The following is a 26,332-nucleotide window of genomic DNA, read 5'->3' on the forward strand; positions in this document are numbered from 1 at the left end:
CCCCCCCCCCCCCGCCCCCCCCCCCCCCCCCCCCCCCCCCCCCCCCCCCCCCCCCCCCCCCCCCCCCCCCCCCCCCCCCGCCGAGCACCAGCAGCACCACGTCGAGCACGGTCAGCACCAGCACCGCGGGGAAGGCCACCCGCCGCAGACCCGGCCGGCCGGCCAGCCCGGCGACGGCGACCGCGGGCACCGCCAGCGCCAGGCCCGCCCAGCCCCACCACGCCGGCGACCCGTCCGGGCCCAGCACGAGCACGAGCGTGGCGGCACCCAGCAGCACCGCGCCGAGCGCCGCCGACCCGGTCGCGCCCAGGCGGTGCGGCAGACCGCGCACCCCGGTGGCGAGGTCGTCGGCGATGTCGGGCGCCACGTTGGCCAGGTGCGCGGCGGCGCCGAGCGCGGCCCCCGCCACCGTCAGCCACCACGGCGCCAGGGGGGCGCCGGGCGCGGCGGCCACCACCCCCGCCGGCAGGGCGCCGAAGCCGGTGACGTAGGGCAGTCCCGACAGCACCGTCCGCTTCAGACCCGCGTTGTAGCCCCAGCCGCTCGCGACCAGCACCAGCAGCAGCAGGCCGGGCAGCCAGCCGAGCGCGAGGGACAGGACGACGGCGACCGCGGCCGCCGCGAGCGCCGCGGCGCGCAGCACGGCGGGGTCGACCGCGCCCTGCACGACGGGCTTGTCGGCGCGGGCGACGGCGCGGTCGCGGTCGGCGTCGAGCCAGTCGTTGCTCCAGCCGATGGACGCCTGACCTGCGAGGACGGCCAGCCCGACGAGCAGCACCCGGGCCGGCGGCACCTGCGCGGCGACCGCCAGCAGGGTCGCGACGACGGTGACCGCGGCCGCCGGGGGCGCGTGCGTGGCGCGCACGAGGGCGCCCACCGAGGCGCCGCGGGCGGGCCGTGCACGCACACCGACCACGCCTCTGTCAACCCCTTCTCCGGACTTCACCAGGCCTCTGACCTGCACTTATCCGCCGTCGCGCCGTTCCGGGCGTCAGTCTGCCGTGCTAACCTGGGTACAGCGAAAGGGGTCACACACACATGGGCTTCACTGTCGGCGAGACCGTCGTCTACCCGCACCACGGTGCCGCTCTGATCGAGGCGATCGAGACGCGGGTCATCAAGGGCGAAGAGAAGGCCTACCTCGTGCTGAAGGTCGCCCAGGGCGACCTGACCGTGCGCGTGCCGGCCGACAACGCAGAGATCGTCGGCGTCCGCGACGTCGTCGGTCAGGACGGGCTCAACCGCGTGTTCGAGGTCCTGCGGGCCCCGCACACCGAGGAGCCGACCAACTGGTCGCGCCGCTACAAGGCCAACCTCGAGAAGCTGGCCTCCGGCGACGTCAACAAGGTGGCCGAGGTCGTCCGCGACCTGTGGCGCCGCGACAAGGACCGTGGTCTCTCCGCCGGCGAGAAGCGGATGCTGTCCAAGGCCCGTCAGATCCTGGTGAGCGAGCTCGCGCTCGCCGAGGGCACCAACGAGGACAAGGCCGAGGTCCTGCTCGACGAGGTCCTCGCCAGCTGAGCTCCGCCTCGGCACTCCCGCACCACCCGGCCACTCCCGTGTCCGCTGTCGGCATCGTCGCAGCGGCCGGGAGTGGTTCGCGTCTGGGGGCCGACCTGCCCAAGGCGCTGGTCCCGCTCGCCGGCCGGCCGCTGGTCGCGTGGGCGGTGGAGAGCCTGCTCGCCGGCGGGGTCGCCGAGGTCGTCGTCGTGGTGCCCGCCGCCGACCGGGCCGCCTTCGCCGCCGCGCTGCCCGGCACCGTGCAGCTCGTCGACGGCGGGGCCACCCGCACCGCCTCGGTGCGCGCCGGCCTGGCCGCCGCCGGTCCCGCCGCCGACGCCGTCCTCGTGCACGACGCCGCCCGCCCGCTCACCCCGCCCGACGTCGTCGCCCGGGTGCTGGCCGCCCTCGCCGCCGGCGCCCCGGCCGTCGTCCCGGTGCTGCCGGTCGTCGACACCACCGTCGTCGTCGACGAGGCCGGCACGGTCACCGCCGCCGTCCCCCGTGCCTCGCTGCGGCGGGTGCAGACCCCCCAGGGCTTCGACCGGGCGGTGCTCGTGGCCGCCTACGCCGCGCTGGAGGAGGGCGTCGAGCTCACCGACGACGCCGCGGTGGTGCGCGCCGCCGGGGTCGCCGTCGGCACGGTCGACGGCGACGAGCGCGCCGCCAAGGTCACCGTGCCGCACGACCTGCACCTGGCCGGGCTGCAGGTGGCCCGGTGAGCGAGCTGCCGCGGGTCGGGCTCGGCGTCGACGTGCACCCGGTCGAGGCCGGCCGGGAGTGCTGGCTGGCCGGGCTGTCGTGGCCCGGTGCCGACGGCTGCGCCGGGCACTCCGACGGCGACGTCGTCGCGCACGCGCTCACCGACGCGGTGCTGTCGGCGGCCGGCCTCGGCGACATCGGCGGGCTGCTGGGCACCGACGACCCCCGCTGGGCCGGCGCCCGCGGCGTCGCCGTCCTCGAGCACGTCCGCGAGACGCTGACCGCCGCCGGCTGGCGGGTGGGCAACGCCGTCGTGCAGCTCGTGGCGCCCACGCCGAAGCTCGGCCCGCGCCGGGCGGAGGCGGAGGCGGCGCTGTCGGCGGCCCTCGGGGCGCCGGTGAGCGTCACGGCGACCACCACCGACGGGCTCGGCCTGGTCGGCCGGGGGGAGGGCCGGGCGGCTCTCGCGACGGCGCTGGTGGTCCGGGCGGGATCCGTAGACTCCCCGCGGTGAGCCTCCGCCTCTACGACTCGGCCGCCCGTGCGGTCCGCGACTTCACGCCGCTGCGGGCCGGAGAGGCCTCCATGTACGTCTGCGGGCTCACCGTCCAGGGTCCGCCGCACCTCGGGCACGTGCGGGCAGGGCTGGTCTTCGACCTGCTGCGCAACTGGCTGGAGCAGGGCCACGGCACCGAGGTCACGTTGGTCCGCAACATCACCGACATCGACGACAAGATCCTCGCCAAGGCCGCCGAGCACGGCGTGCCGTGGTGGGCGTGGGCCTACGAGAACGAGCTGGCCAGCACCCGCGCCTACGAGGCGCTGGGCGTGCGGCCGCCCACCTACGAGCCGCGGGCCACCGGGCACGTGCCCGACATGGTCGAGTTCATCGCCCGGCTCGTCGAGCGCGGGCACGCCTACGCCGTCGACGGCGACGTCTACTTCGACGTGCGCTCCTTCCCCGGGTACGGCGCGCTGACCCGGCAGAAGATGGACGACCTGGAGCCCGCAGCCGACACCGACACCGACGAGAAGAAGCGCGACCCGCGCGACTTCGCGCTGTGGAAGGCGCACAAGCCCGGCGAGCCCGACACCGCCGGCTGGGCCACGCCGTGGGGCCGCGGGCGGCCCGGGTGGCACCTGGAGTGCTCCGCGATGGCCGAGCGCTATCTCGGGCCGGACTTCGACGTCCACGGCGGCGGGCTGGACCTGCGCTTCCCGCACCACGAGAACGAGCAGGCCCAGTCGCACGCCGTCGGGCACGGCTTCGCCCGGTACTGGGTGCACAACGGCTGGGTCACCCTGGGCGGCGAGAAGATGAGCAAGTCGCTGGGCAACACCGCGCTGGTCGACGAGGTCGTCCGCCGGGTGCGCCCGGTGGAGCTGCGCTACTACCTGGTCACCCCGCACTACCGCTCGACGATCGAGTTCACCGACGCGGCGCTGGAGGAGGCCGGGGCGGCCTACCGGCGGATCGAGTCGTTCGTGCAGCGGGCCGCCGAGCGGGTGGGCGCCGAGCAGCCGGCCGGGCTGCCGGATGACTTCCGGGCGGCCATGGACGACGACCTGGGCACCCCGGCCGCCGTCGCCGTCGTGCACGAGACCGTCCGGCAGGGCAACACCGCCCTGGCCGAGGGCGACGACGCCGCGGCCGCCGCGGCGCTGGGCCGGGTCCGCGCCATGCTGCGCGTCCTGGGCCTGGACCCGCTCGACCCGCGGTGGGCCGGCGGCGGCGACGGCCGGCTCGCCGAGGTCACCGACGGGCTGGTGCGGCTGGCCCTCGAGCAGCGGCAGGCCGCCCGCGCCCGCAAGGACTACGCGGCGGCCGACGCCGTGCGCGACCGGCTCGCCGCCATGGGCGTGCAGGTCGAGGACACCCCGCAGGGACCCCGATGGGAGCTGACCCGCTGATGGCCGGCAACAGCCAGCGCCGCGGCCGCACGAGCGGCGCCGGCAAGAAGACCGCCACGGCCGGCACCGGCGGCAAGAACCGGCGGGCCCTGGCCGGCCGCGGAGCCACCCCGCCGGCCGAGATGCGCAAGGGCCACCCCGCGCAGCGCCGCGCGCAGGCCGACGCCCGGCGGCGGGCCGATCGCGACCGCAGCCGGCAGCGCGCCGAGGAGGCGCCCGAGCTGCTGCTGGGCCGCAACCCGGTGGTGGAGGCGCTGCGGGCGGAGATCCCGGCGAGCGCCCTCTACGTGGTCACCGGCGACGCGGCCCGCACCGACGAGCGGGTCGCCGAGGCGGTGCAGCTGGCCGGCGACCGCGGGCTCCCGCTGTTGGAGGTTGGCAAGGCCGAGTTCGACCGCATGTCGGGCGGCGCGCTGCACCAGGGGATCGGCCTGCAGGTCCCGCCCTACGACTACGCCCACCCCGACGACCTGCTCGACCTCGCGCGCGACTCCGGCCGCCCGCCCCTGGTGGTCGCCATGGACGGCGTCACCGACCCGCGCAACCTCGGCGCGGTGGTGCGCTCGGCGGCCGCGTTCGCCGCGCACGGCGTCGTCGTGCCGCAGCGGCGCGCGGTCGGGATGACCGCCTCGGCCTGGCGCACCAGCGCCGGCGCGGCCGCCCGGCTGCGCGTGGCGCGCGCGGTGAACCTGGCCCGTGCGCTCGCGTCCTACCAGGACGCCGGCCTGCAGACGGTGGGCCTGGCCGGTGACGGCGACATGGAGCTGCACGAGTACGACGGGTTCGCCGACCCGGTCGCGCTCGTGGTCGGCGCCGAGGGCACCGGCCTGTCGCGGCTGGTGCGGGAGCGCTGCGACGTCGTCGTGCGCATCCCCATCGCCCGCGACACCGAGTCGCTCAACGTCAGCGTCGCCGCCGGCATCGCCCTCTACGCGGCGGCGCAGGCCCGCGGCTGAGGCCCCGCCGGGATCAGGGTCCCTGATCGTCGGGCGTCCTCCCTCACGGTGGGACGTGTGGGAGGACGCCGCACGATCAGGTCACCTGATCATCGCCCGGCTCACCCGAGCAGCTGGGCGACGCTGTAGATCACCAGTCCGGCCAGCCCGCCGACGACGGTGCCGTTGATCCGGATGAACTGCAGGTCCCGGCCCACCTGCAGCTCGATGCGCCGGCTGGTCTCCTCGGTGTCCCACCGCGCCACGGTGGTGCCGACGACGTCGGCGAGGTCGCCGGCGAACCGCTCGACGAGGTAGCCGGCCACCCGCACCGACTGCCGCTGCACCCGCTCGCGCACCCGCGGGTCGGTCTGCAGCAGCCGAGCCGCGTCGACGATCAGCCCGGCCACGCGGGCGCGCAGCTCGGAGTCGGGGTCGGCGGCCGCGGTGAGGAACGCCGTCTTGGCGTTGGTCCACAGCGACGAGGACCAGGTGCGCACCGCCGGGTGCTCGAGCAGCTGCTTCTTGAACGCCTCGACGCCCGCGGCGGTGTCGGGGTCGGTGCGCAGCGCGTGCACGTAGGCGCGCAGCCGGGCGTCGTAGACCCGCCGCAGCTCGTGGTCGCGCTCGGCGCCGACCTCGTGCAGGAAGCCCTGCAGCGCGGCGAAGACGCGGTCGAACACCCGGTCGTCGACCCAGTCGGGCACCCATGCGGGCGACGCGTCGCCGAGCTGGGCGCGGAAGACGATCCGGTTCTCCTCCAGGAAGCGGGCCAGGTAGCGCAGCGCCGCCGAGAGCACCTCCTGGTGCCGGTCGCCGTCGACGACGAGCTCCAGCACCCGGGCGAGCACCGGCGCGGCGGGCGTCTCGTGCAGCTTGCGGTCGACCAGCCCGGCGACGGCGTCCTGCACGTCGTCGTCGCGGAGCAGGTCGGTCACCCCGGTGAGCGCGGCGGCGGCGTCGCCGGCCAGCCGCTGCGCGCGGCCGGGGGCGGCGAGGAAGTCGCCGAGCCGGCGGGGGACGTCGACGGTGGCGAGCTTGTCCTCGACGACGGCGCGGGTCAGGAAGTTCTCCTGCACGAAGGTGCCCAGGCTCGCCCCGATCTGGTCCTTCTTGCGCGGGATGATCGCCGTGTGCGGGATCGGGATCCGCAGCGGGTGCCGGAACAGCGCGGTGACGGCGAACCAGTCGGCCAGCGCCCCGACCATGGAGGCCTCGGCGGTGGCCCGCACGTAGCCCACCCACCGGCCGGCGTCCTCACCGAGCAGCACGCAGGCCAGGAACACCGCCGCGGCCAGCCCGAACAGCCCGGTGGCCAGCCGCTTCATGCGGCGCAGCCCCTCGGCGCGGGCGGGGTCGTCGAGCGAGGAGGTCAGCGGGACGCTCACCGGCGGCCTCCAGGACGACGACACCCTCCCGAGCCTAGGCGGCGCGGGAGGGTGCCGATCGCGGGCTCGCAGGTCAGCCGGCGCTGCCGCCGAGGGTGACCTCGACCGTCGTCGTCTGCCCGCCGCGCTCGACGGTCAGCGTCACCCGGTCGCCGGGGGCGGAGCTGCGGACGGCGGCGGTGAGCTCGGTGGAGGTGGTGACGGCGCGGTCGCCGACGGCGGTCACGACGTCACCGGCCTGCAGCCCGGCGTCCGCGGCGGGGCTGCCCGCCTCGACCTGCGCCAGCTGCGCGCCGGTGCCGACCTCGCTGGTGGGGCCGTCGGTGGCGGTCTGCGCGCGGACCCCGAGGACGGCGTGGGTGGCCGTGCCGGTGTCGATGATCTCCTGCGCGATGCGCTGCGCCACGTTGCTCGGGATGGCGAAGCCGACGCCGATGTTGCCGCTCTGCCCCGAGGAGCCGGGTGCGCCCGAGGCGACCGAGGCGATGGCGGTGTTGACGCCGACGACCTCGCCCGAGGCGTTGACCAGCGCGCCGCCGGAGTTGCCCGGGTTGATCGCGGCGTCGGTCTGCAGGGCGTCGAGCACGGTGGCGTCGTCCTGGGTGGAGCCGGTGGCCACCGCGCGGTCGGTGGCGCTGATGATCCCGTCGGTGACGGTGTCGGACAGGCCCAGCGGCGCGCCGATGGCCACGGCCAGGTCGCCGACCTGCACGTCGTCGGAGTCGGCGAAGGTGGCCGGGGTCAGCCCGCTCGCGCCGTCGAGCCGGAGCACGGCCAGGTCGGAGGTCGGGTCGGTGCCCACGACGGTCGCGTCGTGCAGCGTGCCGTCGGCGGTGCGCACCTGCACGGTCGCGCTGGTGGTGCTCCCGTCGAGGCTGACCACGTGGTTGTTGGTCAGGACGTAGCCGTCCTCGGTGAGCACGACGCCCGAGCCGCTGCCCGAGCCCGAGCCGCTGGTCACGTAGACGGTCACCACGCTCGGCGCGGCCTTGGCCGCGGCCGCGGTGACGGCGGTGGCGTTCTCCGGGTCCTGGATGACGACCGACTGGGCCGTGGCGGCGCCACTGCCGCCGCTGCTGCCGTCGTCGGTCAGGGCGACCACGCCGGCCCCGGTGCCGCCGCCGATGAGGGCGCCGGCCAGCAGGCCCGCGACGCCGATGCGCAGCCGACCGGCGCGGCGGTGCTCCGGGGCCGGCGGCGCGACGGGGGGCACGGTGGGGGGCACGGCGGGGGGCGGCAGCGTGGCGGTGGCGGTCGGCGCCGTCGGGTACCAGGAGCCGCCGGACGGCGGCGGGTTCCACCCCGGGGTCGCACCGGCCGGCTGCTGCGGCTGCGCCGGCTGCTGCGGCTGGGGAGTCGGGTACGGGGTGCCGTTCATGGTGGTGGTCCTCCTCGCGTGGCGGCGCTCCGCCGCCTCGGGACCGACTGTCGGCCGGGCGTCTGACCGGGCGCTGCGGGTCGGCTGTGAGGTGTCTGGGCGCGGTCAGCGGGGGAGGCCGGGCAGCAGCCGGTCGCGGGCGACCAGCTCGGTGACGATCCAGATCGCGGCCACCTGCACGGCCAGCAGGCCGACGAGGACGAGCAGCTGCGCGGCGCCGGCGGCCAGCGGGCTGCCGCCGCCGAGCAGGACGCCGACGTAGGCGCCGGGCAGGGTGACCAGCCCCACGGTCCGGGTCTGGTCCAGCGGCGGGAGGAGCGCGGTGGCGGCCGCGGCGCGGCCCACCTCCAGGACGGCGTCGCGGGGGAGCAGGCCCAGCGCGAGCGCCGCCTCGACCTCGCCGCGGCGGGTGGTGAGCTCCTCGCGCAGCCGCCGTCCGGCCAGCGACGTCGCCGTCATCGCGCCGCCGACGAGGATCCCGGCGACCGGGACGACCGCCGCGCCGCGAAACGGCACCGTCCCGCTGGCCAGCACCAGCGCGACCACCGGCAGCGCGCCGCCGGCCACCGCGAGCGCCGCCGTGGCCGTCCGCCGGGCCGTCCCGGGGGCGCGCAGCGGCAGGCCGGTGACCCGCCCGGCCGCGGTCACCGCCGCGACGGTGACCATGAGCAGGACGAACGCCGCCGACAGCCACAGCGAGCCCACCACCAGCAGCACCACCGCCGACACCGCCGCCAGCTGGACCGTGGCGCGCAGCGTGGCGACGACGACCGGCCGCTCCTGTCCCAGCCCCGACAGCCGCCCGCCGGCCGCCGCCAGCCCGGTGAGCAGCACCAGGACGACGACCAGGCGTGGGCCGAGCTCGACGACGGAGGGTCCCCACGGGCGGCGATCCTGCCGGGCGCGCCGCGACACGCCGTGCACGGTGTGCGGCCGGACCGTCGCTGGGTAGAGGGGGGTCCCGGCCGGTCCTCGCGGAGCGGGTGGGGACCCCTGCCCGGCCTGCGTTCCTGGAGGCTGCTCGTGTCCGACCGCGGAGTCCCCGCCCGGTTGCTCCTGGGGCTGGCCGCCCTCACCGCGACGGCGGTGGCCGTCGTCGGCGGGCTGGCGCTTCGACCCCCCGGGCTGCTCGCCGTGGGTCTGGCCTCCGTCGTCACCGCCTGCCTGGCTGCCGGGGTGGCCCGCGAGTCCTCGGCCGACCCGCGCGCCGACCTCGGGATCTTCGACCGCCTCTCTCCCCTCGAGGCGGCCTGGCGCGTCGGCGCGGCCACCATCGGGGTGCTGCTGTTCCTGTCCGGGACGGCGGCGGTGGGCGGACCGGTGCTCACCGTGCTCGCCGGCGCGGTGCTCACCGTCGGCGGGCTCGGGCTGTGGCTGCTGCGCACCGGGCGCCCGCCGCGGCGTGACGCCGCCCCGGCCGCCGAGCCGCCCGCCACAGGGACGCCGCCGGCCGCGACCCCGTCGCCCCTGACCGGTGCCCGGCCGGGGGAGACCGTCGGCACGGTCACCTACCTGCCGCCGGTGGCGACGCTGTCGACCGCGGCGCTGGGCCGGGAGTGGCTCGGCACGACGACGGCGCTGGCCGGGCAGCTGCACCCGGCGGCGCGGCAGTCGATCGTGCGCCGCCGCCAGGAGACCCTCGACGAGCTCGAGCGCCGCGATCCCGCCGGGTTCGCCCGCTGGCTGGCCGAGGCCTCGCCGCGCACCGACCCGGCCGGCTACCTGAGCGAGGGGCCCTCCGCGGCCTGACCGACGGCCGGGAAGACGACGGCGGGGAAGACGACGGCGGGGTCGACGTTCATCACGACCTCGCAGTCGCAGAACCCACCGAACTCCTCGAGGCCCTCGTGCAGCCGGTCGAGGGCGATGCCGTGGCTCGCCGCCCAGGCGTCGGTGGCGCGGCGGGTCTGGTCGCAGCCGTCGTCCCCGAGCAGTGCCTCGACGTGCTCCCGCAGCGCGTCGAGCTGGGCGCGGTCCAGCGGCAGGAGGGCGGCCTCGTCGTCGGTCGGTGCCACCCCGTCAGGATCGGCCGGGCGGGGTGCGGCTGGACCCGAACCGGTCGATGTCCGCCCGCCGCCCTGGCACCCTCCAGCGCCGTGCCCGTCGATCCCGTCCTGCTGCGCCCCGCCGTCCCCGCGGACGCCGCCGCGGTCGCCGACGTGTGGCTGCGCTCCTCCTCCGCCGCGCTGCCGACGGTGCGGCGCGCGCACACCGACGACGAGGTCCGCGGCTGGGTCCGCGACGTGCTGCTGCCGCGGCACGACACCTGGGTGGCCGAGGACGCCGGCGCCGTCGTCGGCCTGCTCGCGCTCTCCGACGGCTGGCTCGACCAGCTGTACCTCGACCCCGCCCGGCGCGGCCGGGGGATCGGCGACCGGTTCGTCGCGCTGGCGAAGCGGCGGCAGCCCGCTGGCCTGCAGCTGTGGACGTTCCGGGTCAACGCGCCCGCCCGGCGGTTCTACGAGCGGCACGGGTTCCGCGCCGTCGAGGAGACCGACGGCTCGGGCAACGAGGAGCGCGAGCCCGACGTCCGCTACCTGTGGCGGCCGGGCGGGCCGTGACCCGTGGACAGTCGGTCCCGAGCGGCGCAGACTCGCTCGGGAGGACGAGCGAGCCAGAGGCGGCCGACGATGAGCGAGTCGACGCACCGGATGGATCCCACCTTCTACCGCAGCGCCGCCGACGCGATCGCCGCGCCGACCGAGAAGCTGGCCTACGTGGTCGCCTTCGACCGCGCCGGGCAGAGGCCGGATGCGCTCACCGTCGTCGACACCGACCCGGACTCCCCCACCTACGGACAGCTGGTCGGCTGGGCGGAGCTGCCCACGGTCGGCGACGAGCTGCACCACTTCGGCTGGAACGCCTGCTCCAGCGCGCTCCAGCACGAGGGCCACGACACGGGCCACGACGGCCTGCAGCGCCGCTACCTGCTGCTGCCCGGCCTGCGCAGCTCCAACGTGCACGTCTACGACACCCACCCCGACCCGCGCTCGCCGCGGCTGCACAAGACCATCGCCGCGGAGGAGCTGGCCGGGAAGGCCGGCTACTCGCGGCCGCACACCCTGCACTGCGGCCCGGACGGCGTCTTCCTCACCTGCCTGGGCAGCGGCGACGGCGACGACGGCCCCGGCGGGATCGCGCTGCTGGACCACAGCACCTTCGACGTCCTGCGGGCCTGGGAGACCGACCGCGGTCCGCAGTACCTGGCCTACGACGCCTGGTGGCACCTCAACCAGAACACGCTGGTCTCCAGCGAGTGGGGCACCCCGGCGATGGTGGAGGACGGGCTGGTCCCCGAGCTGCTCCTCGGGGGGGAGTACGGACACGCACTGCACTTCTGGGACCTCGCCGGGGGCCGGCACGTGCAGACGGTCGACCTCGGCGCGGAGCACCAGATGGTGCTCGAGCTGCGGCCCTCCCACGACCCGGACGCCACCTGGGGCTTCGTCGGGGTCGTCGTCTCCACCGCGGACCTGTCCGCGTCGGTGTGGCGCTGGTTCCGCGACGGTGAGGAGTGGAGGGCCGAGCAGGTCATCACGATCCCCGCCCAGCCCGCCGACCCGGACGACCTGCCGCCGGCGCTCAAGCCGTTCTCGGCGGTGCCGCCGCTCGTCACCGACATCGACCTGTCGGTCGACGACCGGATGCTCTACGTGTCCTGCTGGGGCATCGGCGAGCTCAGGCAGTACGACGTCACCGACCCGGCGCACCCGCGCGAGGTCGGTTCGGTCCACCTCGGTGGCATCGTCCGGAGGACTGCGCACCCGGCGGCGCCGGGTGAGCCGCTAGCCGGCGGCCCGCAGATGGTCGAGGTCAGCCGGGACGGCAGGCGGGTCTACGTGACCAACTCGCTCTACGGCGCCTGGGACGACCAGTTCTTCCCGGACGGCTGCGGCTCGTGGATGGCCAAGATCGACACCGACCCCCAGGCCGGCGGGATGACCCTCGACGAGCGGTTCTTCCCGAGCGGCTCCGACTGGCGCGGCCTGCGGCCGCACCAGGTGCGGCTGCAGGGCGGCGACGCCTCCAGCGACTCGTACTGCTACCGCTGACACCCGGTCCGCTGCCGGAGGTCGTGCCGGGCAGCGGCCGGCGCAGGTCCCTCGCCGGTGCGGCGCGGGTCGAGTCCGCGCCGGCGCGGGACCACGGCACCCGACACGGCGGAGTCGTCCCTGGCGGTGTCCCTATCCTTGTCCCGGGACTCGTTCCCGGTGTCCCGCCGGCGTGGCGCAACTGGTAGCGCACCCGACTTGTAATCGGGCGGTTGGGGGTTCGAGTCCCCCCGTCGGCTCAGTCGAAGCTGCCCGACCCGCCGACCCGGTAGGGGAAGCGCTCCTCGACCCGCGCGGTGCGGCGCCGCTCGGCGCGCTCCTCGCGCAGCCGGGCGGCGGTGCCGGCGGGGTAGCCGGCCTTGGCCACCCGGTGCTCGGTGGTCTCCACCATGAAGGCCAGCGAGTACATCAGCCCGACGAGCAGGCCGCCGAAGGCGGCGGTCGCGCGGTAGGCCAGCGCCATGGGGACGGCGACCAGGCAGACGACGACGAGCGGCGAGAGCTGCACCAGCGAGCGGGTCACGTGCCGGCGGACCCACCCGGGCCGGGTGGTGTCCGACAGCACCCAGGCCGACAGGTCGCGCGGCAGACCGCCGCCGAAGGCGTAGCGGAGCCACTGGAGGGGCGAGGGGGACGCCGCCGTGGCGGCGTCGTGCCGGGTGGTGCGCACACGTCGACGGTAGGCCCGTCCGTCCACCCGTGGGGACGGTTCCGTCCCGTACGCCGGGGGACGTTGCCGCGCGGTCCCGGCCGGGTGCAGACTGCCGCACCGACAGGTGAGGAGGCTCCCGTGCAGATCTCCCAGCTGCTCCGCCGCAAGGGTCCCGACGTGGTCACCGTCGACCCCGCCGCCAGCGTGCGGTACGCGCTCACGCTGCTCGCCCACCACGGCATCGGCGCGCTGGTCGTCTCCTCGACGGGGAGCACCGTCGAGGGCATCGTCTCCGAGCGCGACGTCGTCCGGGGGCTGCACGAGTCGGGTCCGCCGGTGCTCGACGGCCCGGTGTCGGCGCTGATGACCGCCGACGTCCACACCTGCCCGCCCACCGCCTCGGTGCACGACCTGGCCCGCACGATGACCGACCTGCGGGTGCGGCACGTCCCCGTCACCCAGGACGGCCGGCTGCTCGGCATCGTGTCCATCGGGGACGTCGTCAAGGCCCGCCTCGACGAGCTCGAGGAGGAGCGCGCCCACCTCGTCGACTACATCCAGACCGGCTGACATCCCGGCCCGGCCCGGCCGGACGCCGCCGGGCCGGGCGTACGGTGCCGCTCGTGGACGAGCGGCGGCTGGGGACGGCGGCGGGCCTGTCCGCCTACCTGCTGTGGGGCTGCTTCCCGCTGTACTTCCCGCTGCTCGAGCCCGCCGGCGGCGTGGAGATCGTCGCCCACCGGGTCGTCTGGTCGCTGCTGTTCGTCGCCCTGCTGCTGACGGCGCTGCGCCGCTGGGCGCTGGTCCGGGCCGCGGTCACCGACCGCCGCACGTTGCTCGTCCTCGCCGGCGCCTCGGTGCTCATCGCCGCCAACTGGCTGGTGTTCGTCTACGGCGTCAACTCCGGCCACGTCGTCGAGACCTCGCTCGGCTACTTCATCAACCCGCTGGTCAGCGTGCTGCTGGGCGTCGTCGTCTTCGCCGAGCGGCTGCGGCCCCTGCAGTGGGCGGCGGTGGCGCTGGCCGCCGTCGCCGTCGCGGTGCTGACCTGGGACTACGGCCGCCCGCCGTGGATCGCGCTCTCGCTGGCCGCCACCTTCGGCGGCTACGGTCTGCTCAAGAAGCTGGTCCGCGTCGAGGCCGCGCCGGGGCTGTTCGTCGAGACGGCGGTGGCGTTCCTGCCGGCGCTGGTCTTCCTGGCCGTGCTGCAGGCCACCGGGCGGGGCACCGCGGGCTCGGAGGGGACCGGCCACCTGCTGCTGCTCATGGCCTCGGGGATCGCGACGGCGGTGCCGCTGCTGCTGTTCGCCGCCGCCGCCCGCCGGATCCCGCTGTCGACGGTGGGGCTGCTGCAGTACGTGACGCCGCTGATGCAGCTCGCGATCGGCGTCTTCGTCTTCCACGAGCCGATGCCGCCCGCCCGCCTCGTCGGCTTCGCGATCGTCTGGGCCGCGCTGGCGGTGTTCACCGTCGACAGCCTGCGCACCGCCCGGGCGGCCGGCCGCCGGGCCGCGGCCGAGCGGGTGGTGGCGGCGGCCTGACGCGGGCGCGACACGCTGAAAACGTCGGCCGGCGGGCATACCGTCGTCGGTGACGGCTTCCCCCCGATCGAACGGACCCCTCCCATGACCCCCGACCCCGTCCCCGCGGTCTCCCCGCCGGGGGGCACGGCGTCCGGGAGCGAGCCCGCGCAGCCCGCGGGCCTGACCCGGCGCGAGCACGAGATGCTGGCCTTCGAGCGGCAGTGGTGGCGCCACCCGGGCGCCAAGGAGACGGCCATCCGCGAGCAGTTCGGACTGCCCCCGACCCGGTACTACCAGGTGCTCAACGCCCTGGTCGACCGCCCGGCCGCGCTCGAGGCCGACCCGCTGCTGGTCCGCCGGTTGCGCCGCCTGCGCAGCGCGCGACGCCAGCGGCGTTCTCCGTCCCTCCTGGGCAAGGACCCGTCGGCCATCTAGATTTGGTCACCGTGGGCAGGCACGCGGCGTCAGGTGGTGACCAACCGGACCGGCTGTCCGCCCCGGTGGCCGGTGGACGCCGGCGCACCGACCCCGCCCCCGGGCAGCCCGTCCCCGACGGTTCCGGCGCGCCCGACGGCACCGACTGGAGCGACGCCCCGACCCTGACCGGGCCGCTGCGCAGCCGCGCCGAGCGCCGGCGCGACGCGCTGCTGGGGGACGAGACCGACCGCGGCCGCCCGCTGACCGGCCGGCCGGGCCGGCCGGCAGTCCCCGCCCGCCCCATCGAGCCCGCGCGCCCGGCCGCGGCGCCCCGCCCGCCGGCCGACGGCGCCACCCGCCAGGCCCCCGCGCCGGTCGAGCGGGCCGCCCGCCCGGCGCCGGTGCCGCAGCGACCGGCACCCGCGCGGCCGGCGGCCCCGCCGCCGCTCGTCCCGCCGACCGCCGCGCGGCTGCCCGCGCCGCCGTCGGTGTCCCCGCCCGCCCCGCAGGCCGCGGCGGCTCCGGCGGCCCCGGCCCGCCCGGCCGCCCCGCTCACCACGGTCGCGCCCTTCCAGGCCGTGCCGACCCCCCAGCTCGACACCCCCGCGCCGGCCGCTGCGCCGCTGGACCCGTGGGACCTGCCGGCCCGCCCGGCCGCGGGCGGCCGCGCACCGCAGGCCGCCCGGGCCGCCGCACCCGCGGCCCCGCCGGCCGCCCCCGCCTCCGCCCCGGCCGCCGCGCCCGTCGCCCCGCCGGCCGCCCCGGCCACCGCGGCGATCCCCGACCGCGAGGTCGCCCGGGGACGCGCGGCGGCCCCGCTGACCGAGGCGATCCCCGACCGCGAGGTCGCCCGCGGGCGCGCCGCCGAGCCGCTGACCGAGGCGATCCCCGACCGCGACGTCCGACGGGGCGAGCGGACCCGGACGCCGGAGCCGGAGACCGGCCCGTCCACCGGGCTCTCGAGCGACACCGGCGTCGTCGGCAACCGCGCCGCGATGCGGGCCGAGCGCCAGGCGCGCGAGGCCGAGCGGCAGGCGATGGAGTCCGAGCGCCGCAAGGCCGCGCGCCGGGCCGGGGTCTCCCGCGCCGCGCTGCGGGCCGCGGCGACCGCCGAGGAGGACGCCCCGCCGCGCCGGGGCCGGACCGTGCCGGCGCTGCTCGCCGTCGTGGTGGTCGCCTTGGTGGTGCTCGGCGTGTACAGCTTCACGTCCTCGGCGACGCAGGAGGCCGGCTCCACCAGCACGCCCCCGCAGACCTCGGCACCGGCCAGCGTCGCCGCCCCCAGCGGCGCCCTCCCGGAGCTGTCGGTGGAACCGCTGCCCCCGGTCGCGCAGGCGCCCAGCACCCCGGTCCGCGTCCCGGTGACCGTGCTCAACGCCACCGACGTCAGCGGGCTGGCCGGCGACGCCGCCGACGCCTTCCGCGCGCAGGGCTGGGAGTCCAACGGGATCGGCCAGTACGAGGGGCCCGGCGTCGCGGTCACCACCGTCTTCGTGACCGCCGGCGACGAGCAGCAGCAGCAGTCGGCGGTCCAGCTCATGGCGGCCTTCCCCGGCGTGGTCGGCGGCCCGGCGGAGCGCTTCTTCGAGGTGCCCGGCGTGGCCGACCCCGGCCTGGTCGTCGTCGTCACCGGCGAGTGGCGGCCCTGACCGGACCCCGCCGCACCCCGGCCGGACACCGCCGGAACACCGGCGCGGGACCGTCCGTTGGCCGCTTCGTGCGTCCCGTCCGCGGGCCCGTGCGTCCTCGCCCGCGCCCCGGCGCCCGCACGACGCTCGGCGCCCTCCTCGCCCTGCTGGTCACCGGCACCCTGCTCGCGTGGGCCCCGGCGACCGCCGTCGCGGCCGAGGAGGTGCGCACCGAGGACGCCCGGGCCCCCTCCGGCTCCGGTGCCGACGCCGTCGAGCTCGACACCACGCTGTACCTGCCCGGGTCGGCCACCGCGGACGCCCCCGCGCCGGCGGTCGTGCTCGCGCACGGCTTCGGCGGCAGCAAGCAGTCGGTGGCCGACGACGCCCGCGACCTCGCCGGCCGCGGCTTCGTCGTCCTGACGTACTCCGCGCGCGGGTTCGGCGCGAGCACCGGCCAGATCGGCCTCGACGACCCCCGCTACGAGGTCGCCGACCTCTCCACGCTGCTCGACCTGCTCGCCGGGCGCGACGACGTCCTCCTCGACGGCGACGGCGACCCGCGGGTCGGCGTCGCCGGGGCCAGCTACGGCGGGGCGCTGTCGCTCCTCGGCGCCGCCTACGACGACCGGGTCGACGCCATCGCGCCGCAGATCACCTGGAACTCGCTGACCGCCGCGCTGTTCCCCTCCCAGACCGGCACCGCCGACGCCGCCACGCCCGCCGCCACCCCGCAGGCCGCCGACACCGGCGTCTACAAGCGGCTGTGGGCCGGGCTGTTCTTCGGCGTCGGGTCGGTCCCCGGCGGCGGGCTGCTCGACGCCCTCGGCGGCGGGGACGGCGCCGCCGGGGCCGAGGACGGCGGCAGCGACACCGCCGCCACCGGCGACGGCGCGGCCGCCGCGCCCGCCTCGGCCCCCTCCCTGGAGGACCTGCCGGTCGACCTCTCGACGGTCGACCCTGCCGCGGTGGAGCAGGCGCTGACCTGCGGCCGGTTCCGCGCCGACATCTGCGCCGCCTACCAGGCCGCCGCGGCCACCGGGACGCTCACCCCCGAGGTCGCCGCGGTGCTCGACCGCAGCAGCCCGGCGGCCGTGCTCGACCGCATCACCGCGCCGACCCTGCTGGTCCAGGGCACCGAGGACTCGCTGTTCGGCCTCGGCCAGGCCGACGCCAACGCCCGCGGCATCGCCGCCACCGGCACCCCGGTGAAGGTCGTCTGGTACGCCGGCGGCCACGATTCCCAGGCCTCCGAGCGGGAGACCGCCGAGCTGCGCGACCTCGTCGCCGGCTGGTTCTCCTGGCACCTGCGCGACGAGGACGACCCGGCCCGCGGCGCGGACCCCGGCACCGGCTTCGAGTTCCCCGTGCCCAGCGGCCTGGGCAACACCCTCGGCAGCGTCCAGGGCGGCACGCAGAGCGTCGTCGCCGACGCCTACCCCGGCCTGGAGGGGACCGGGCCCACCGCGCGCACCGAGCTCGCCCTCGACGGCCCGCTGCAGCCGGTGGTCACCCCGGCCGGCGGCACGCCCGCGGCCATCACCACCGTCCCCGGCCTCGGGGCACTGGCCTCGGCGCTGGGCGGCGCCGCCGTCGAGATCCCCGGCCAGTTCGCCGCGTTCGCCACCGAGCCGCTCGACGAGGCCGTCGAGGTGGTCGGCGCGCCCACCGTCGAGCTCGCCGTCGCCTCACCCACCGGCACCGCGACCCTGTTCGCCAAGCTCTACGACGTCGGCCCCGACGGCGCCCAGACGCTGCCCGGCGGACTGGTCGCGCCCCTGTCGCTGACCGGCCTGTCGGCCGACCCCGCCGCGCCCACCGAGGTCGCCGTCACGCTGCCGGGGATCGTGCACCGGTTCGAGGCCGGCCACACGATGCGCGTCGTCGTCTCCTCCACCGACCAGGCCTTCGCGCTGCCGGCCGAGGCGGGGGTCTACTCGGTGTCCCTGACCGGTGCCGGCGACGGCGGCAGCGTGCTCGCCGTCCCCTCCGTGGCGGGGCAGGCGCAGGCCGACGGCGGCACCTCGCGCTGGTGGTGGCTGCTCGGCTCGGTCGTCGCCCTCGGGCTGCTCGGCTGGGCGGCCGCGGTGCTGTGGGGACGCCGGCGCCGCCGGGTCACCTCGGCCGTCGAGCCCGACGGCGAGGACGTGCCGCTGCGCTTCGAGGGCGTGACCAAGGCCTACAAGGACGGCTTCGTGGCCGTCCGCGACCTGTCCTTCGAGGTCCGCCGCGGCCAGGTGCTGGGCCTGCTCGGGCCCAACGGCGCGGGCAAGACGACGTCGCTGCGGATGCTCATGGGCCTGATCCGCCCGACGCAGGGGCGGATCAGCGTCTTCGGCCACGCCGCCGGGCCCGGTGCCCCGGTGCTGTCGCGGCTGGGCTCCTTCGTCGAGGGCACCGGCCTCATGCCGCACCTGTCCGGACGCGACAACCTCACCCTGTACTGGGCAGCCACCGGCCGGCCGGTCGAGGACGCGCACATGGACGAGGCGATCGAGGTCGCCGGCCTCGGCGCCGCCATCGACCGCCCGGTCCGCCGCTACAGCCAGGGCATGCGGCAGCGGGTCGCCATCGCCCAGGCGATGCTGGGCCTGCCCGACCTGCTGGTCCTCGACGAGCCGACCAACGGGCTCGACCCGCCGCAGATCCACGCCATGCGGGAGGTGCTGCGCTCCTACGCCGCCACGGGCCGCACGGTCATCGTCTCCAGCCACCTGCTCAGCGAGATCGAGCAGACCTGCACCCACGTCGTCGTCATGGCCAAGGGGCAGAAGATCGCGCAGGGCACGGTCGAGGAGATCGTCGGCGCCGGCGGCGCGGTGCTGGTGGGGCTGACCGACCCGGCCGACGCCGACCGCGCGGCCGCCGTCCTGGCCGGGCTGCCGGGCGTCACCGTCGAGCGCACCGACGACGGCCTGGTCGCCGAGCTGGGGTCGCAGACCTCCCGCGCGGCCGCGCTGCAGGCGCTGGTGGCCGCCGACGTCGCCGTCGACCAGTTCACGCCGCGCCGCCGCCTGGAGGACGCGTTCCTGGCACTCGTGGGGGAGTCGTGACCGCGACCGAGCACGTCCAGCCCACCGGCGCCGTCGCCGGCTACCGCCCCGAGCGCACGCTGCGGCTGCCGGTGGAGCTGCGCCGGCAGTTCAAGCGGCGGCGCACCCTCGGCGTGTTCGCGCTCATGGTGGCGCTGCCGCTGGTGCTCATCGCCGCGCTGCAGCTGGGCGCGAGCGAGGACGCGCAGGAGAACAGCCGGATCAACCTGGTCGACGTCGCCACCTCCAGCGGGCTGAACTTCACGCTGTTCGTGCTGTTCGCGACGACGGGGTTCTTCCTCGTCGTGGTCTACGCGCTGTTCTTCGGCGACACCGTCGCGAGCGAGGCGCAGTGGGGGTCGCTGCGCTACACGCTGGCCACCCCGGTCCCGCGGATGCGGCTGCTCCGGCAGAAGTGGCTGGCCGCGCTGGTGCTCGCGGTGGCCGCGCTGCTCACCCTCGCCCTGGTCGCGGTGGTGGCCGGCGGCATCGCGTTCGGGTTCGGCGACATCCGCACGCCGATCGGGGTGAGCCTCCCGCAGGGCGAGGGGCTGCTGCGGCTGGCCGGGATGCTCGGCTACCTGTCGGTGCACCTGCTCGTGGTCGGCTCGCTGGCGTTCTGGCTGTCCACCGTCACCGACGCGCCGCTGGCCGCCGTCGGCGGCGCGGTGTTCACCACGATCGTCTTCTCGATCCTCGACCAGGTCGAGCAGCTCGGGGCCGTCCGCGACTGGTTCCCCACCGCCGAGTCCTTCGCGTGGACCGACCTGCTGCAGACGCCGGTCGACTCCTCGGACCTCTTCCGCGGGGTGGTGCAGTCGCTGGTCTACGTCGCGGTGTTCACCGCGCTGGGCTTCCGCCACTTCTCCCGCCGCGACGTCACGAGCTGACCGTCGGCGGTCCGGGAGGACCGCGGTGTCACAGGCTCGCTCTCACCGCCTGGGCCCAGCCGACGCCCATCGCCCCGTCGGTCACCGACACGTTCGGGACGGCGGACAGGAGCGCCGCCATGCCGTCGACCTCGGCCCCGTTGGCGGTGATCCACAGCCGGCCGACGGCCGACGCCATGTCCAGGTCGCTCACGCTGTCGCCGACCGCCACCGCGTCGGCGGGGTCGAGGCCGCGCCGCTGCAGGTCCCAGGCGATGGCGGCGCCCTTGGAGATGCCGCGCGGCATGAGGTGGTAGACCCGCGCCAGCTGCCCCTCCGGGGCCAGCCGGAGCCGCGCCGAGGCCGGGATGGCGCCGTTGTCGTGCAGGGTCAGCCAGCCCAGGCCGCGCTCGGCGAGCCAGGTGTCGACGGCGACCGGGTCGACGTAGCCGCGCAGCAGCGCGTCGCCCTCGTGCGTGGCGTGCCAGGGCGCGTGCCACTCCAGCCGGCCGGGGTGGGCGGCGCACAGCGCCTCGACGACGCCGAGCCCGGCCATCACGTCCATCGGCGTGCGGCCGGCGTACTCGGCGGGCAGCGCGCCGGTGAGCTGGTGCCGCTCGCGACCGCCGCGCCAGGTGACCAGCGAGCCCAGCTCGGCGATGGCGCCCTCGGCGGCGAAGATCCGGCCGGCCTCGGTGACCTGGTCGGCGGTGCGCCCGCTGACGATGACCAGCTCGACGCCGGCGGTGTGCAGCTCCAGCAGCGCGGCCGCGGGCTCGGCGGTGGGGGAGCCGTCGGCGCCGTGCCAGAACGACCCCCGCGGGCCGACCATCGTGCCGTCGAGGTCGGTGTAGACGATGCGCGCTGCCACCCGCCCATCCTCACCTGCCGCCGTCGTCAGTCCGTACCGGCCCGGCAGGTCTCCACCGCGAACGTCTCCAGCCGGCGCCGGACCTCCGGGTCGGGGGTGACCACCACCGGGCGCGGCTCGGCGTCCCCGAGGGCGACCACGAGCCCGACCAGCCCGGTGCGGTAGCTCTCGCCGAGGGCGTGGACGTCGCACCGCGAGGGCCGCATGCGCAGCACCACCTCGACGGTGGGCTCGTCGTCCAGCGTGGGCAGCGGGCCGGTGGCCGCCACCGCGTACACGGTGTTCGAGCCGACCCCGGTCACCCGCAGCGGGTCGCTGCCGGCCAGCCGGGTCAGCCGCACGGTCAGGTCCAGCGCGGGGCCCTCGGCGCCGTCGACCTCCCGGACGCCGCTCGCCTCGATGCGGACCTGCCGCGCCAGTTCCTGCTCCGCGCAGTCGGCCTCGTGCAGCCGGGCGACGAGCCCGCCGTCGTCGAGGGGGACGTCGACCTGCCGCTGCGCCCCGGTGGCGTCGCGCAGCCGCACCACCGCGTGCGGCGCGCCGGGTGCGGTCGCGCAGTCGCTCGCGGCGGCCACCACGGGCAGCGCCAGCCCGGCGCCGGGGCGCAGCTCGGCGCCCCGCGGGTCGGCCGGTGCCGTCGGCACACCCGGGGCGACCAGGTCGAGCGCCTCGACGACGAGGCCGGCGTTGCCGGCGACGAGCTCCACCTGCAGGCGCCGGGCGGGCACGTCGCGCCGGTACTGCAGCAGCCTCCCGTGCAGTCCGGCGCCGGGGTCGCCGGCCACGGCGGCCAGCCCGGGCGCCGGGGCGGCGGAGCTGCTCGCCGGCGTGCCGGGAGGAGGTGCCGCCGCGGCCGGCCCGGCGTCCCCGCTCCCGCAGCCGGTCACGGCCAGGACGAGCGCGACGGCCGGCCCGGCCCAGGGGCTGCGGTGTCCGCGACCGGGGTGCACGGCCCTCCTCGCGGGTGGGTGGGGGTCCGCATGGTGCGCCGGTGACCCGGGTCCTGTCGAGGGCCGGCCCGGCCGTGCCGCCGGCCGGGCCGGGTCCTCCGGGTGGGTAGAGTCGGCGGCGTTCCACTCATCCAGAGGGGCAGAGGGACACGGCCCGGTGAAGCCCCGGCAACCGCCGCACGCGACCTGCGCGCGGAAGGTGCCAATTCCGTCCCGCGCGGCTCGACGGCCCGTCGCGGGGAAGATGAGGAGGTAGTCGTCGCATGACCCTGACCGCCCCGCCCCCCACCGGGGTCCCCGCGAGTCCTGCGCGCGGCCTGGTCTGTCGCAACTGCGGCGCCACGTCCGGCCTGGTCGCCGAGCACGCCTGCGCGCAGTGCTTCGGCCCGCTGGAGGTCGACTACGACCCCGAGCGCATGCGCGCGGTCACCCGCCAGCAGATCGAGGCCGGCCCGCAGAACATCTGGCGCTACGCGGCGCTGCTCCCCGTCGGTCAGGACCCCGCCGACCGGGTCACCCTCGACCCCGGGCTCACCCCGCTGGTGCGCGCCGACCGGCTCGCCGCGGAGCTCGGCCTCACCGGTGGCCTGTGGGTCAAGGACGACTCGGGCAACCCCACGCACTCGTTCAAGGACCGCGTGGTGTCGCTGGCCGCCACGGCCGCCCGAGGCCTGGGCTACACGAAGATCGCGGCCGCCTCCACCGGCAACCTCGCCAACTCCGTCGCCGCGCACGCCGCCCGCGCCGGCCTGCCCTCCTACGTCTTCATCCCCGCCGACCTGGAGCCGGGCAAGGTCGTGCAGTCGGCGGTCTACGGCCAGACGCTGGTCGCCGTCGACGGCTCCTACGACGACGTCAACCGGCTGACCAGCGAGCTCGCGGAGACCGACGAGTTCGAGGACACCGCCTTCGTCAACCAGAACGTGCGGCCCTACTACGCCGAGGGCTCCAAGACGATGGGGTACGAGATCGCCGAGCAGCTCGGCTGGCGGATCCCGGCCCAGGTCGTCATCCCGATGGCGTCGGGCTCGCTGCTGACCAAGGTGGACAAGGCCTTCCGCGAGCTCGTGGCCGCCGGGATCGTCGAGGACACCCCGTGGCGGGTCTTCGGCGCCCAGTCGGCCGGCTGCGACCCGATCGCCACCGCGTTCGACAACGGCTGGGACGTCGTGAAGCCGGTCAAGCCCACCGGGATCGCGAAGTCGCTGAACATCGGCAACCCCGCCGACGGCCCGTACGCGCTCGACGCGATCCGCCGCACCGGCGGCGCGGTCGGGCGGGTCGGCGACGAGCAGATCGTGCAGGGCATCCGCGACCTCGCCCGCACCACCGGTGTCTTCGCCGAGACCGCCGGCGGCGTCACCGTCGCCGTCCTGCGGCAGCTGGCCGAGGACGGGCGGCTGGACCCGGCGCAGGAGACCGTCGTCCTCAACACCGGCGAGGGCCTCAAGACCCTCGACCCGCTGACGCCGGTCGTCGGCCCCACCCACCGGATCGACCCGTCGCTGCGGTCGGCCCGGGCGGCGGGCCTCGTCGGCTGACGCGTACCGTCTGCGGGGAGCCGATCCGGCCGGGTGTCACCCCGTCGCCGGATCGTGGCCGGGTCGTGTGTCCAGGATCTCCCCGCGGCGACCTCGCTGTTGTACCGTCTCGCGCGGTCGTCAGTTCCACGCACGTGTCCACGGGCGGGAGAGCTGTACCCCGGCCCCCGGATCACGGGGACCGTCCGCACGCACGAACGTGGGAGCACACGTGGCACAGGGCACCGTGAAGTGGTTCAACGCCGAGAAGGGCTTCGGCTTCATCGCCGTCGACGGCGGGCAGGACGTCTTCGTCCACTACTCCGCCATCCAGATGGACGGGTACAAGAGCCTCGACGAGGGCCAGCGGGTCACCTTCGAGGTCGTCCAGGGCGAGAAGGGCCCCCAGGCCGACGGCGTGCGCGTCGCCTGAGCTGCCCAGCACCGAGCCGCGGCCCGGTCCCCGTCCCGGGGGCCGGGCCGTCGCCGTTCCCGGGAGACCGGCACCCCTCAGCCGGGCGCCGGCGGTGCTGGTCGCGAACGCCGCCGTCCTGGTCCTGCTGGCCGCGGTGTCCGTGGCGCTGACGCTCGCCGGCGGTCACGCCGGCTCCGGGCCGGTCCCGTGGGGCTGACCGCCTCCGAGGGGCACCCGGAGGCCGGCTGGACGTGGGCCGTCCTGCTCGGCCTGTCGCGCTACGGCTGGCTGCCGCTGGCGCCGCTGGTCCTCCTCGGCGCCGTGGTCACCGCGGTCCTCGCCCGCTTCGAGGACTGAGGGACGGGCGCGGGAACAGCCCGGCGCCACCCCCCGTTCTTGCACTCGGCAGGGGCGAGTGCCAGACTTCGGATTGGCACTCGACAGTGCCGAGTGCCAATCAGGTCGGAACGGTGAGGCACCGGAGCGCGGGCCGTAGGAGCGTCCGCGGCGCCGGTGTCGTCCGTCGCGGGCGCCGGTCCCGGCCGTGCAGCGATCCATGCATGGAGGACATCACCACATGGCCAAGATGATCGCCTTCGAGGAAGAGGCGCGCCGCGGCCTCGAGCGGGGCATGAACACCCTCGCCGACGCCGTCAAGGTGACGCTCGGCCCCAAGGGCCGCAACGTCGTCCTCGAGAAGAAGTGGGGCGCTCCCACGATCACCAACGACGGTGTGAGCATCGCCAAGGAGATCGAGCTCGAGGACCCCTGGGAGAAGATCGGCGCCGAGCTGGTCAAGGAGGTCGCGAAGAAGACCGACGACGTCGCCGGTGACGGCACCACCACCGCCACCGTGCTGGCCCAGGCGCTCGTCCGCGAGGGTCTGCGCAACGTCGCCGCCGGCGCCAACCCGATGGCCCTGAAGAAGGGCATCGAGAAGGCCGTCGCCTCGGTCACCGAGCACCTCCTCTCGACCGCCAAGGACGTCGAGACCAAGGAGCAGATCGCCGCCACCGCGTCGATCTCCGCCGCCGACACCGCCATCGGTGAGCTCATCGCCGAGGCGATGGACAAGGTCGGCAAGGAAGGCGTCATCACCGTCGAGGAGAGCAACACCTTCGGCCTCGAGCTCGAGCTCACCGAGGGCATGCGCTTCGACAAGGGCTACATCTCGCCCTACTTCGTCACCGACGCCGAGCGCATGGAGGCCGTCCTCGACGACCCGTACGTGCTCGTCGTCAACAGCAAGATCAGCTCGGTCAAGGACCTGCTCCCGCTGCTGGAGAAGGTCATGCAGTCGGGCAAGCCGCTGGCCATCATCGCCGAGGACGTCGAGGGCGAGGCCCTCGCGACCCTGGTCGTGAACAAGATCCGCGGCACGTTCAAGTCGGTCGCCGTCAAGGCCCCCGGCTTCGGTGACCGCCGCAAGGCCATGCTCGCCGACATCTCCATCCTCACCGGTGGCCAGGTCATCAGCGAGGAGGTCGGCCTCAAGCTCGACACCGCCGACGTCTCGCTGCTCGGCCGCGCCCGCAAGGTCGTCGTCACCAAGGACGAGACGACGATCGTCGAGGGTGCCGGTGACAGCGACCAGATCGCCGGCCGGGTGAACCAGATCCGCGCCGAGATCGAGAAGTCGGACTCCGACTACGACCGCGAGAAGCTGCAGGAGCGCCTGGCCAAGCTGGCCGGTGGCGTCGCCGTCATCAAGGCCGGTGCCGCGACCGAGGTCGAGCTCAAGGAGCGCAAGCACCGCATCGAGGACGCGGTGCGCAACGCCAAGGCCGCCGTCGAGGAGGGCATCGTCGCCGGTGGTGGCGTCGCCCTGGCGCAGGCCGCCGCCGTCGCGTTCGAGAAGCTCGACGTCGAGGGTGACGAGGCCACCGGTGCCAACATCGTGCGCGTCGCGCTCGAGGCGCCGCTGAAGCAGATCGCCGTCAACGCCGGCCTCGAGGGCGGCGTCGTGGCGGAGAAGGTGCGCAACTCCGAGGTGGGCCACGGCCTCAACGCCGCCAGCGGCGAGTACGTGGACCTGGTCTCGGCCGGCATCATCGACCCGGCCAAGGTCACCCGCTCGGCGCTGCAGAACGCCGCCTCCATCGCGGCGCTCTTCCTCACCACCGAGGCCGTCATCGCCGACAAGCCGGAGAAGGCCGCTGCGGCCGCCCCCGGTGGCGACGGTGGCATGGGCGGCATGGACTTCTGAGTCCCGCCCCCTCGTAACACCAGCAACGCCCGACAGGGGCGGTCCCGCACTCGCGGGGCCGCCCCTGTCGGCGTCTGTGCCGGTCGTGCCCGACCGGCGCCCGCACGGTGAACGACTGGGTGCTCGGGGCGCTGGAGCAAGCCCCGCGCGATGGGGGCACGGCACCTGGCGGAGGACGTCGTCGCACCGACGCGGAGGCGGCGGACCGCTCCGCGCGCGGTGCGCTCGACTGGAGGCCGCTCCGGGTGCCACCCGGCCGGCGGGCGAGCCGTCGATGTCCCTGACCGGCGCGTGCCTCCCGTGACCCCCCCCGGGGGGGGGGGGGGGGGGGGGGGGGGGGGGGGGGGGGGGGGGGGGGGGGGGGGGGGGGGGGGGGGGGGGGG

General features: G+C 76.3%; 26 protein-coding genes, 1 tRNA gene and 1 riboswitch. Of the genes, 19 read left to right on the forward strand and 8 right to left on the reverse strand.

Going from position 1 to position 26,332, the window contains the following annotated elements; translation table 11 throughout:
• Positions 1–907, reverse strand: a 907-nt coding sequence (locus ACI8AD_RS22535; RefSeq protein WP_456872765.1) for a UbiA family prenyltransferase, incomplete at its 3' end; no start/stop codon positions are given.
• 131 nt (positions 908–1,038) lie between these two features.
• On the opposite strand from ACI8AD_RS22535, the gene ACI8AD_RS22540 reads away from it, so the two are divergent.
• Genes ACI8AD_RS22540 through rlmB form a run of 5 tightly spaced genes read left to right on the forward strand, consistent with a single transcriptional unit; the run spans position 1,039 to position 5,069 of the window.
• Positions 1,039–1,521 (forward strand): CarD family transcriptional regulator, encoded by a 483-nt coding sequence (locus ACI8AD_RS22540; RefSeq protein ID WP_073418385.1) that lies wholly within the window; start codon positions 1,039–1,041, stop codon positions 1,519–1,521.
• A 38-nt stretch (positions 1,522–1,559) separates the two neighbouring features.
• Positions 1,560–2,222, forward strand: coding sequence for a 2-C-methyl-D-erythritol 4-phosphate cytidylyltransferase (gene ispD, locus ACI8AD_RS22545; protein WP_456872766.1), 663 nt, complete (start codon positions 1,560–1,562; stop codon positions 2,220–2,222).
• Positions 2,219–2,716: a 2-C-methyl-D-erythritol 2,4-cyclodiphosphate synthase gene (ispF, locus tag ACI8AD_RS22550; protein ID WP_456872767.1), complete on the forward strand. Its 498-nt coding sequence runs from the start codon at positions 2,219–2,221 to the stop codon at positions 2,714–2,716. The genes ispD and ispF overlap by 4 nt, the downstream gene beginning before the upstream one ends.
• Positions 2,713–4,113, forward strand: coding sequence for a cysteine--tRNA ligase (gene cysS / locus ACI8AD_RS22555; protein WP_456872768.1), 1,401 nt, complete (start codon positions 2,713–2,715; stop codon positions 4,111–4,113). The genes ispF and cysS overlap by 4 nt, the downstream gene beginning before the upstream one ends.
• On the forward strand, positions 4,095–5,069 hold the full coding sequence (gene rlmB, locus ACI8AD_RS22560; RefSeq protein ID WP_456872769.1) for a 23S rRNA (guanosine(2251)-2'-O)-methyltransferase RlmB: 975 nt from the start codon (positions 4,095–4,097) through the stop codon (positions 5,067–5,069). Before cysS ends, rlmB begins: the two co-directional genes overlap by 19 nt.
• Positions 5,070–5,170: 101 nt before the next feature.
• Here rlmB and ACI8AD_RS22565 read toward each other — a convergent pair whose 3' ends face one another.
• The 3 genes from ACI8AD_RS22565 to ACI8AD_RS22575 all read right to left on the reverse strand — a co-directional run bounded on the left by ACI8AD_RS22565 (position 5,171) and on the right by ACI8AD_RS22575 (position 8,729).
• Positions 5,171–6,436, reverse strand: coding sequence for a DUF445 domain-containing protein (locus ACI8AD_RS22565; protein ID WP_456872770.1), 1,266 nt, complete (start codon positions 6,434–6,436; stop codon positions 5,171–5,173).
• A 73-nt stretch (positions 6,437–6,509) separates the two neighbouring features.
• A complete protein-coding gene (locus tag ACI8AD_RS22570) occupies positions 6,510–7,814 on the reverse strand; it encodes a S1C family serine protease (protein WP_456872771.1) in 1,305 nt (434 codons plus the stop codon).
• A 105-nt stretch (positions 7,815–7,919) separates the two neighbouring features.
• Positions 7,920–8,729: an ABC transporter permease gene (locus tag ACI8AD_RS22575; RefSeq protein WP_456872772.1), complete on the reverse strand. Its 810-nt coding sequence runs from the start codon at positions 8,727–8,729 to the stop codon at positions 7,920–7,922.
• Between the two features lie 108 nt (positions 8,730–8,837).
• Between ACI8AD_RS22575 and ACI8AD_RS22580 the strand changes: the two genes are divergently transcribed.
• Complete coding sequence (locus tag ACI8AD_RS22580) at positions 8,838–9,563, forward strand: hypothetical protein (RefSeq protein ID WP_456872773.1); 726 nt, start codon at positions 8,838–8,840, stop codon at positions 9,561–9,563.
• Here the strand turns inward: ACI8AD_RS22580 and ACI8AD_RS22585 are convergent.
• The gene (locus ACI8AD_RS22585; protein ID WP_456872774.1) at positions 9,533–9,829 is read right to left on the reverse strand and encodes a DUF2695 domain-containing protein; all 297 of its coding nucleotides are present in this window, start codon (positions 9,827–9,829) and stop codon (positions 9,533–9,535) included. The two genes, ACI8AD_RS22580 and ACI8AD_RS22585, sit on opposite strands and share 31 nt — an antisense overlap.
• An 81-nt stretch (positions 9,830–9,910) precedes the next feature.
• Here ACI8AD_RS22585 and ACI8AD_RS22590 point away from each other — a divergent pair, with 81 nt between their 5' ends.
• The 3 genes from ACI8AD_RS22590 (at position 9,911) to ACI8AD_RS22600 (ending at position 12,105) form a co-directional block, all read left to right on the forward strand.
• Positions 9,911–10,375, forward strand: coding sequence for an N-acetyltransferase family protein (locus ACI8AD_RS22590; RefSeq protein WP_456872775.1), 465 nt, complete (start codon positions 9,911–9,913; stop codon positions 10,373–10,375).
• A gap of 69 nt (positions 10,376–10,444) precedes the next feature.
• Positions 10,445–11,866: a selenium-binding protein SBP56-related protein gene (locus ACI8AD_RS22595; protein WP_456872776.1), complete on the forward strand. Its 1,422-nt coding sequence runs from the start codon at positions 10,445–10,447 to the stop codon at positions 11,864–11,866.
• A 166-nt stretch (positions 11,867–12,032) separates the two neighbouring features.
• Positions 12,033–12,105 (forward strand) — tRNA-Thr (locus ACI8AD_RS22600).
• On the opposite strand, the gene ACI8AD_RS22605 is transcribed toward ACI8AD_RS22600, so the two are convergent.
• Complete coding sequence (locus tag ACI8AD_RS22605; protein ID WP_456872777.1) at positions 12,105–12,536, reverse strand: DUF5313 family protein; 432 nt, start codon at positions 12,534–12,536, stop codon at positions 12,105–12,107. The two genes, ACI8AD_RS22600 and ACI8AD_RS22605, sit on opposite strands and share 1 nt — an antisense overlap.
• 120 nt (positions 12,537–12,656) lie before the next feature.
• Here ACI8AD_RS22605 and ACI8AD_RS22610 point away from each other — a divergent pair, with 120 nt between their 5' ends.
• From ACI8AD_RS22610 to ACI8AD_RS22635, 6 genes are all read left to right on the forward strand, one after another.
• Positions 12,657–13,088, forward strand: coding sequence for a CBS domain-containing protein (locus ACI8AD_RS22610; RefSeq protein WP_456872778.1), 432 nt, complete (start codon positions 12,657–12,659; stop codon positions 13,086–13,088).
• Positions 13,089–13,141: 53 nt separating this feature from the next.
• Positions 13,142–14,059, forward strand: a complete 918-nt coding sequence (gene rarD, locus ACI8AD_RS22615) for an EamA family transporter RarD (protein ID WP_456872779.1) — start codon at positions 13,142–13,144, stop codon at positions 14,057–14,059.
• 84 nt (positions 14,060–14,143) lie between these two features.
• A complete protein-coding gene (locus ACI8AD_RS22620) occupies positions 14,144–14,476 on the forward strand; it encodes a DUF3263 domain-containing protein (RefSeq protein WP_089405190.1) in 333 nt (110 codons plus the stop codon).
• Between the two features lie 11 nt (positions 14,477–14,487).
• A complete protein-coding gene (locus ACI8AD_RS22625) occupies positions 14,488–16,107 on the forward strand; it encodes a LytR C-terminal domain-containing protein (protein WP_456872780.1) in 1,620 nt (539 codons plus the stop codon).
• 89 nt (positions 16,108–16,196) lie between these two features.
• Positions 16,197–19,139 carry an alpha/beta fold hydrolase gene (locus ACI8AD_RS22630; RefSeq protein ID WP_456872781.1) on the forward strand — a complete coding sequence of 981 codons (2,943 nt, stop codon included), beginning with the start codon at positions 16,197–16,199 and terminating at the stop codon, positions 19,137–19,139.
• Entirely contained in the window at positions 19,136–20,008 is an 873-nt protein-coding gene (locus ACI8AD_RS22635; RefSeq protein ID WP_456872782.1) for an ABC transporter permease, read from the forward strand. The genes ACI8AD_RS22630 and ACI8AD_RS22635 overlap by 4 nt, the downstream gene beginning before the upstream one ends.
• A gap of 28 nt (positions 20,009–20,036) precedes the next feature.
• On the opposite strand, the gene ACI8AD_RS22640 is transcribed toward ACI8AD_RS22635, so the two are convergent.
• Positions 20,037–20,858, reverse strand: a complete 822-nt coding sequence (locus ACI8AD_RS22640) for an HAD family hydrolase (RefSeq protein ID WP_456872783.1) — start codon at positions 20,856–20,858, stop codon at positions 20,037–20,039.
• Positions 20,859–20,884: 26 nt separating this feature from the next.
• The gene (locus tag ACI8AD_RS22645; RefSeq protein WP_456872784.1) at positions 20,885–21,808 is read right to left on the reverse strand and encodes a hypothetical protein; all 924 of its coding nucleotides are present in this window, start codon (positions 21,806–21,808) and stop codon (positions 20,885–20,887) included.
• A gap of 124 nt (positions 21,809–21,932) precedes the next feature.
• Positions 21,933–22,059, forward strand: a riboswitch (SAM riboswitch).
• A gap of 12 nt (positions 22,060–22,071) precedes the next feature.
• Between ACI8AD_RS22645 and thrC the strand changes: the two genes are divergently transcribed.
• The 4 genes from thrC (at position 22,072) to groL (ending at position 25,949) form a co-directional block, all read left to right on the forward strand.
• Positions 22,072–23,349 carry a threonine synthase gene (gene thrC / locus ACI8AD_RS22650; protein ID WP_456872785.1) on the forward strand — a complete coding sequence of 426 codons (1,278 nt, stop codon included), beginning with the start codon at positions 22,072–22,074 and terminating at the stop codon, positions 23,347–23,349.
• A gap of 211 nt (positions 23,350–23,560) precedes the next feature.
• Positions 23,561–23,761: a cold-shock protein gene (locus ACI8AD_RS22655; RefSeq protein WP_089405184.1), complete on the forward strand. Its 201-nt coding sequence runs from the start codon at positions 23,561–23,563 to the stop codon at positions 23,759–23,761.
• 189 nt (positions 23,762–23,950) lie between these two features.
• On the forward strand, positions 23,951–24,100 hold the full coding sequence (locus ACI8AD_RS22660) for a hypothetical protein (protein WP_456872786.1): 150 nt from the start codon (positions 23,951–23,953) through the stop codon (positions 24,098–24,100).
• 220 nt (positions 24,101–24,320) lie between these two features.
• Positions 24,321–25,949, forward strand: a complete 1,629-nt coding sequence (groL, locus tag ACI8AD_RS22665) for a chaperonin GroEL (protein WP_456872787.1) — start codon at positions 24,321–24,323, stop codon at positions 25,947–25,949.
• The last annotated feature ends 383 nt before the right edge of the window (positions 25,950–26,332 follow it).

Source organism: Geodermatophilus sp. SYSU D00766, from assembly GCF_054049915.1.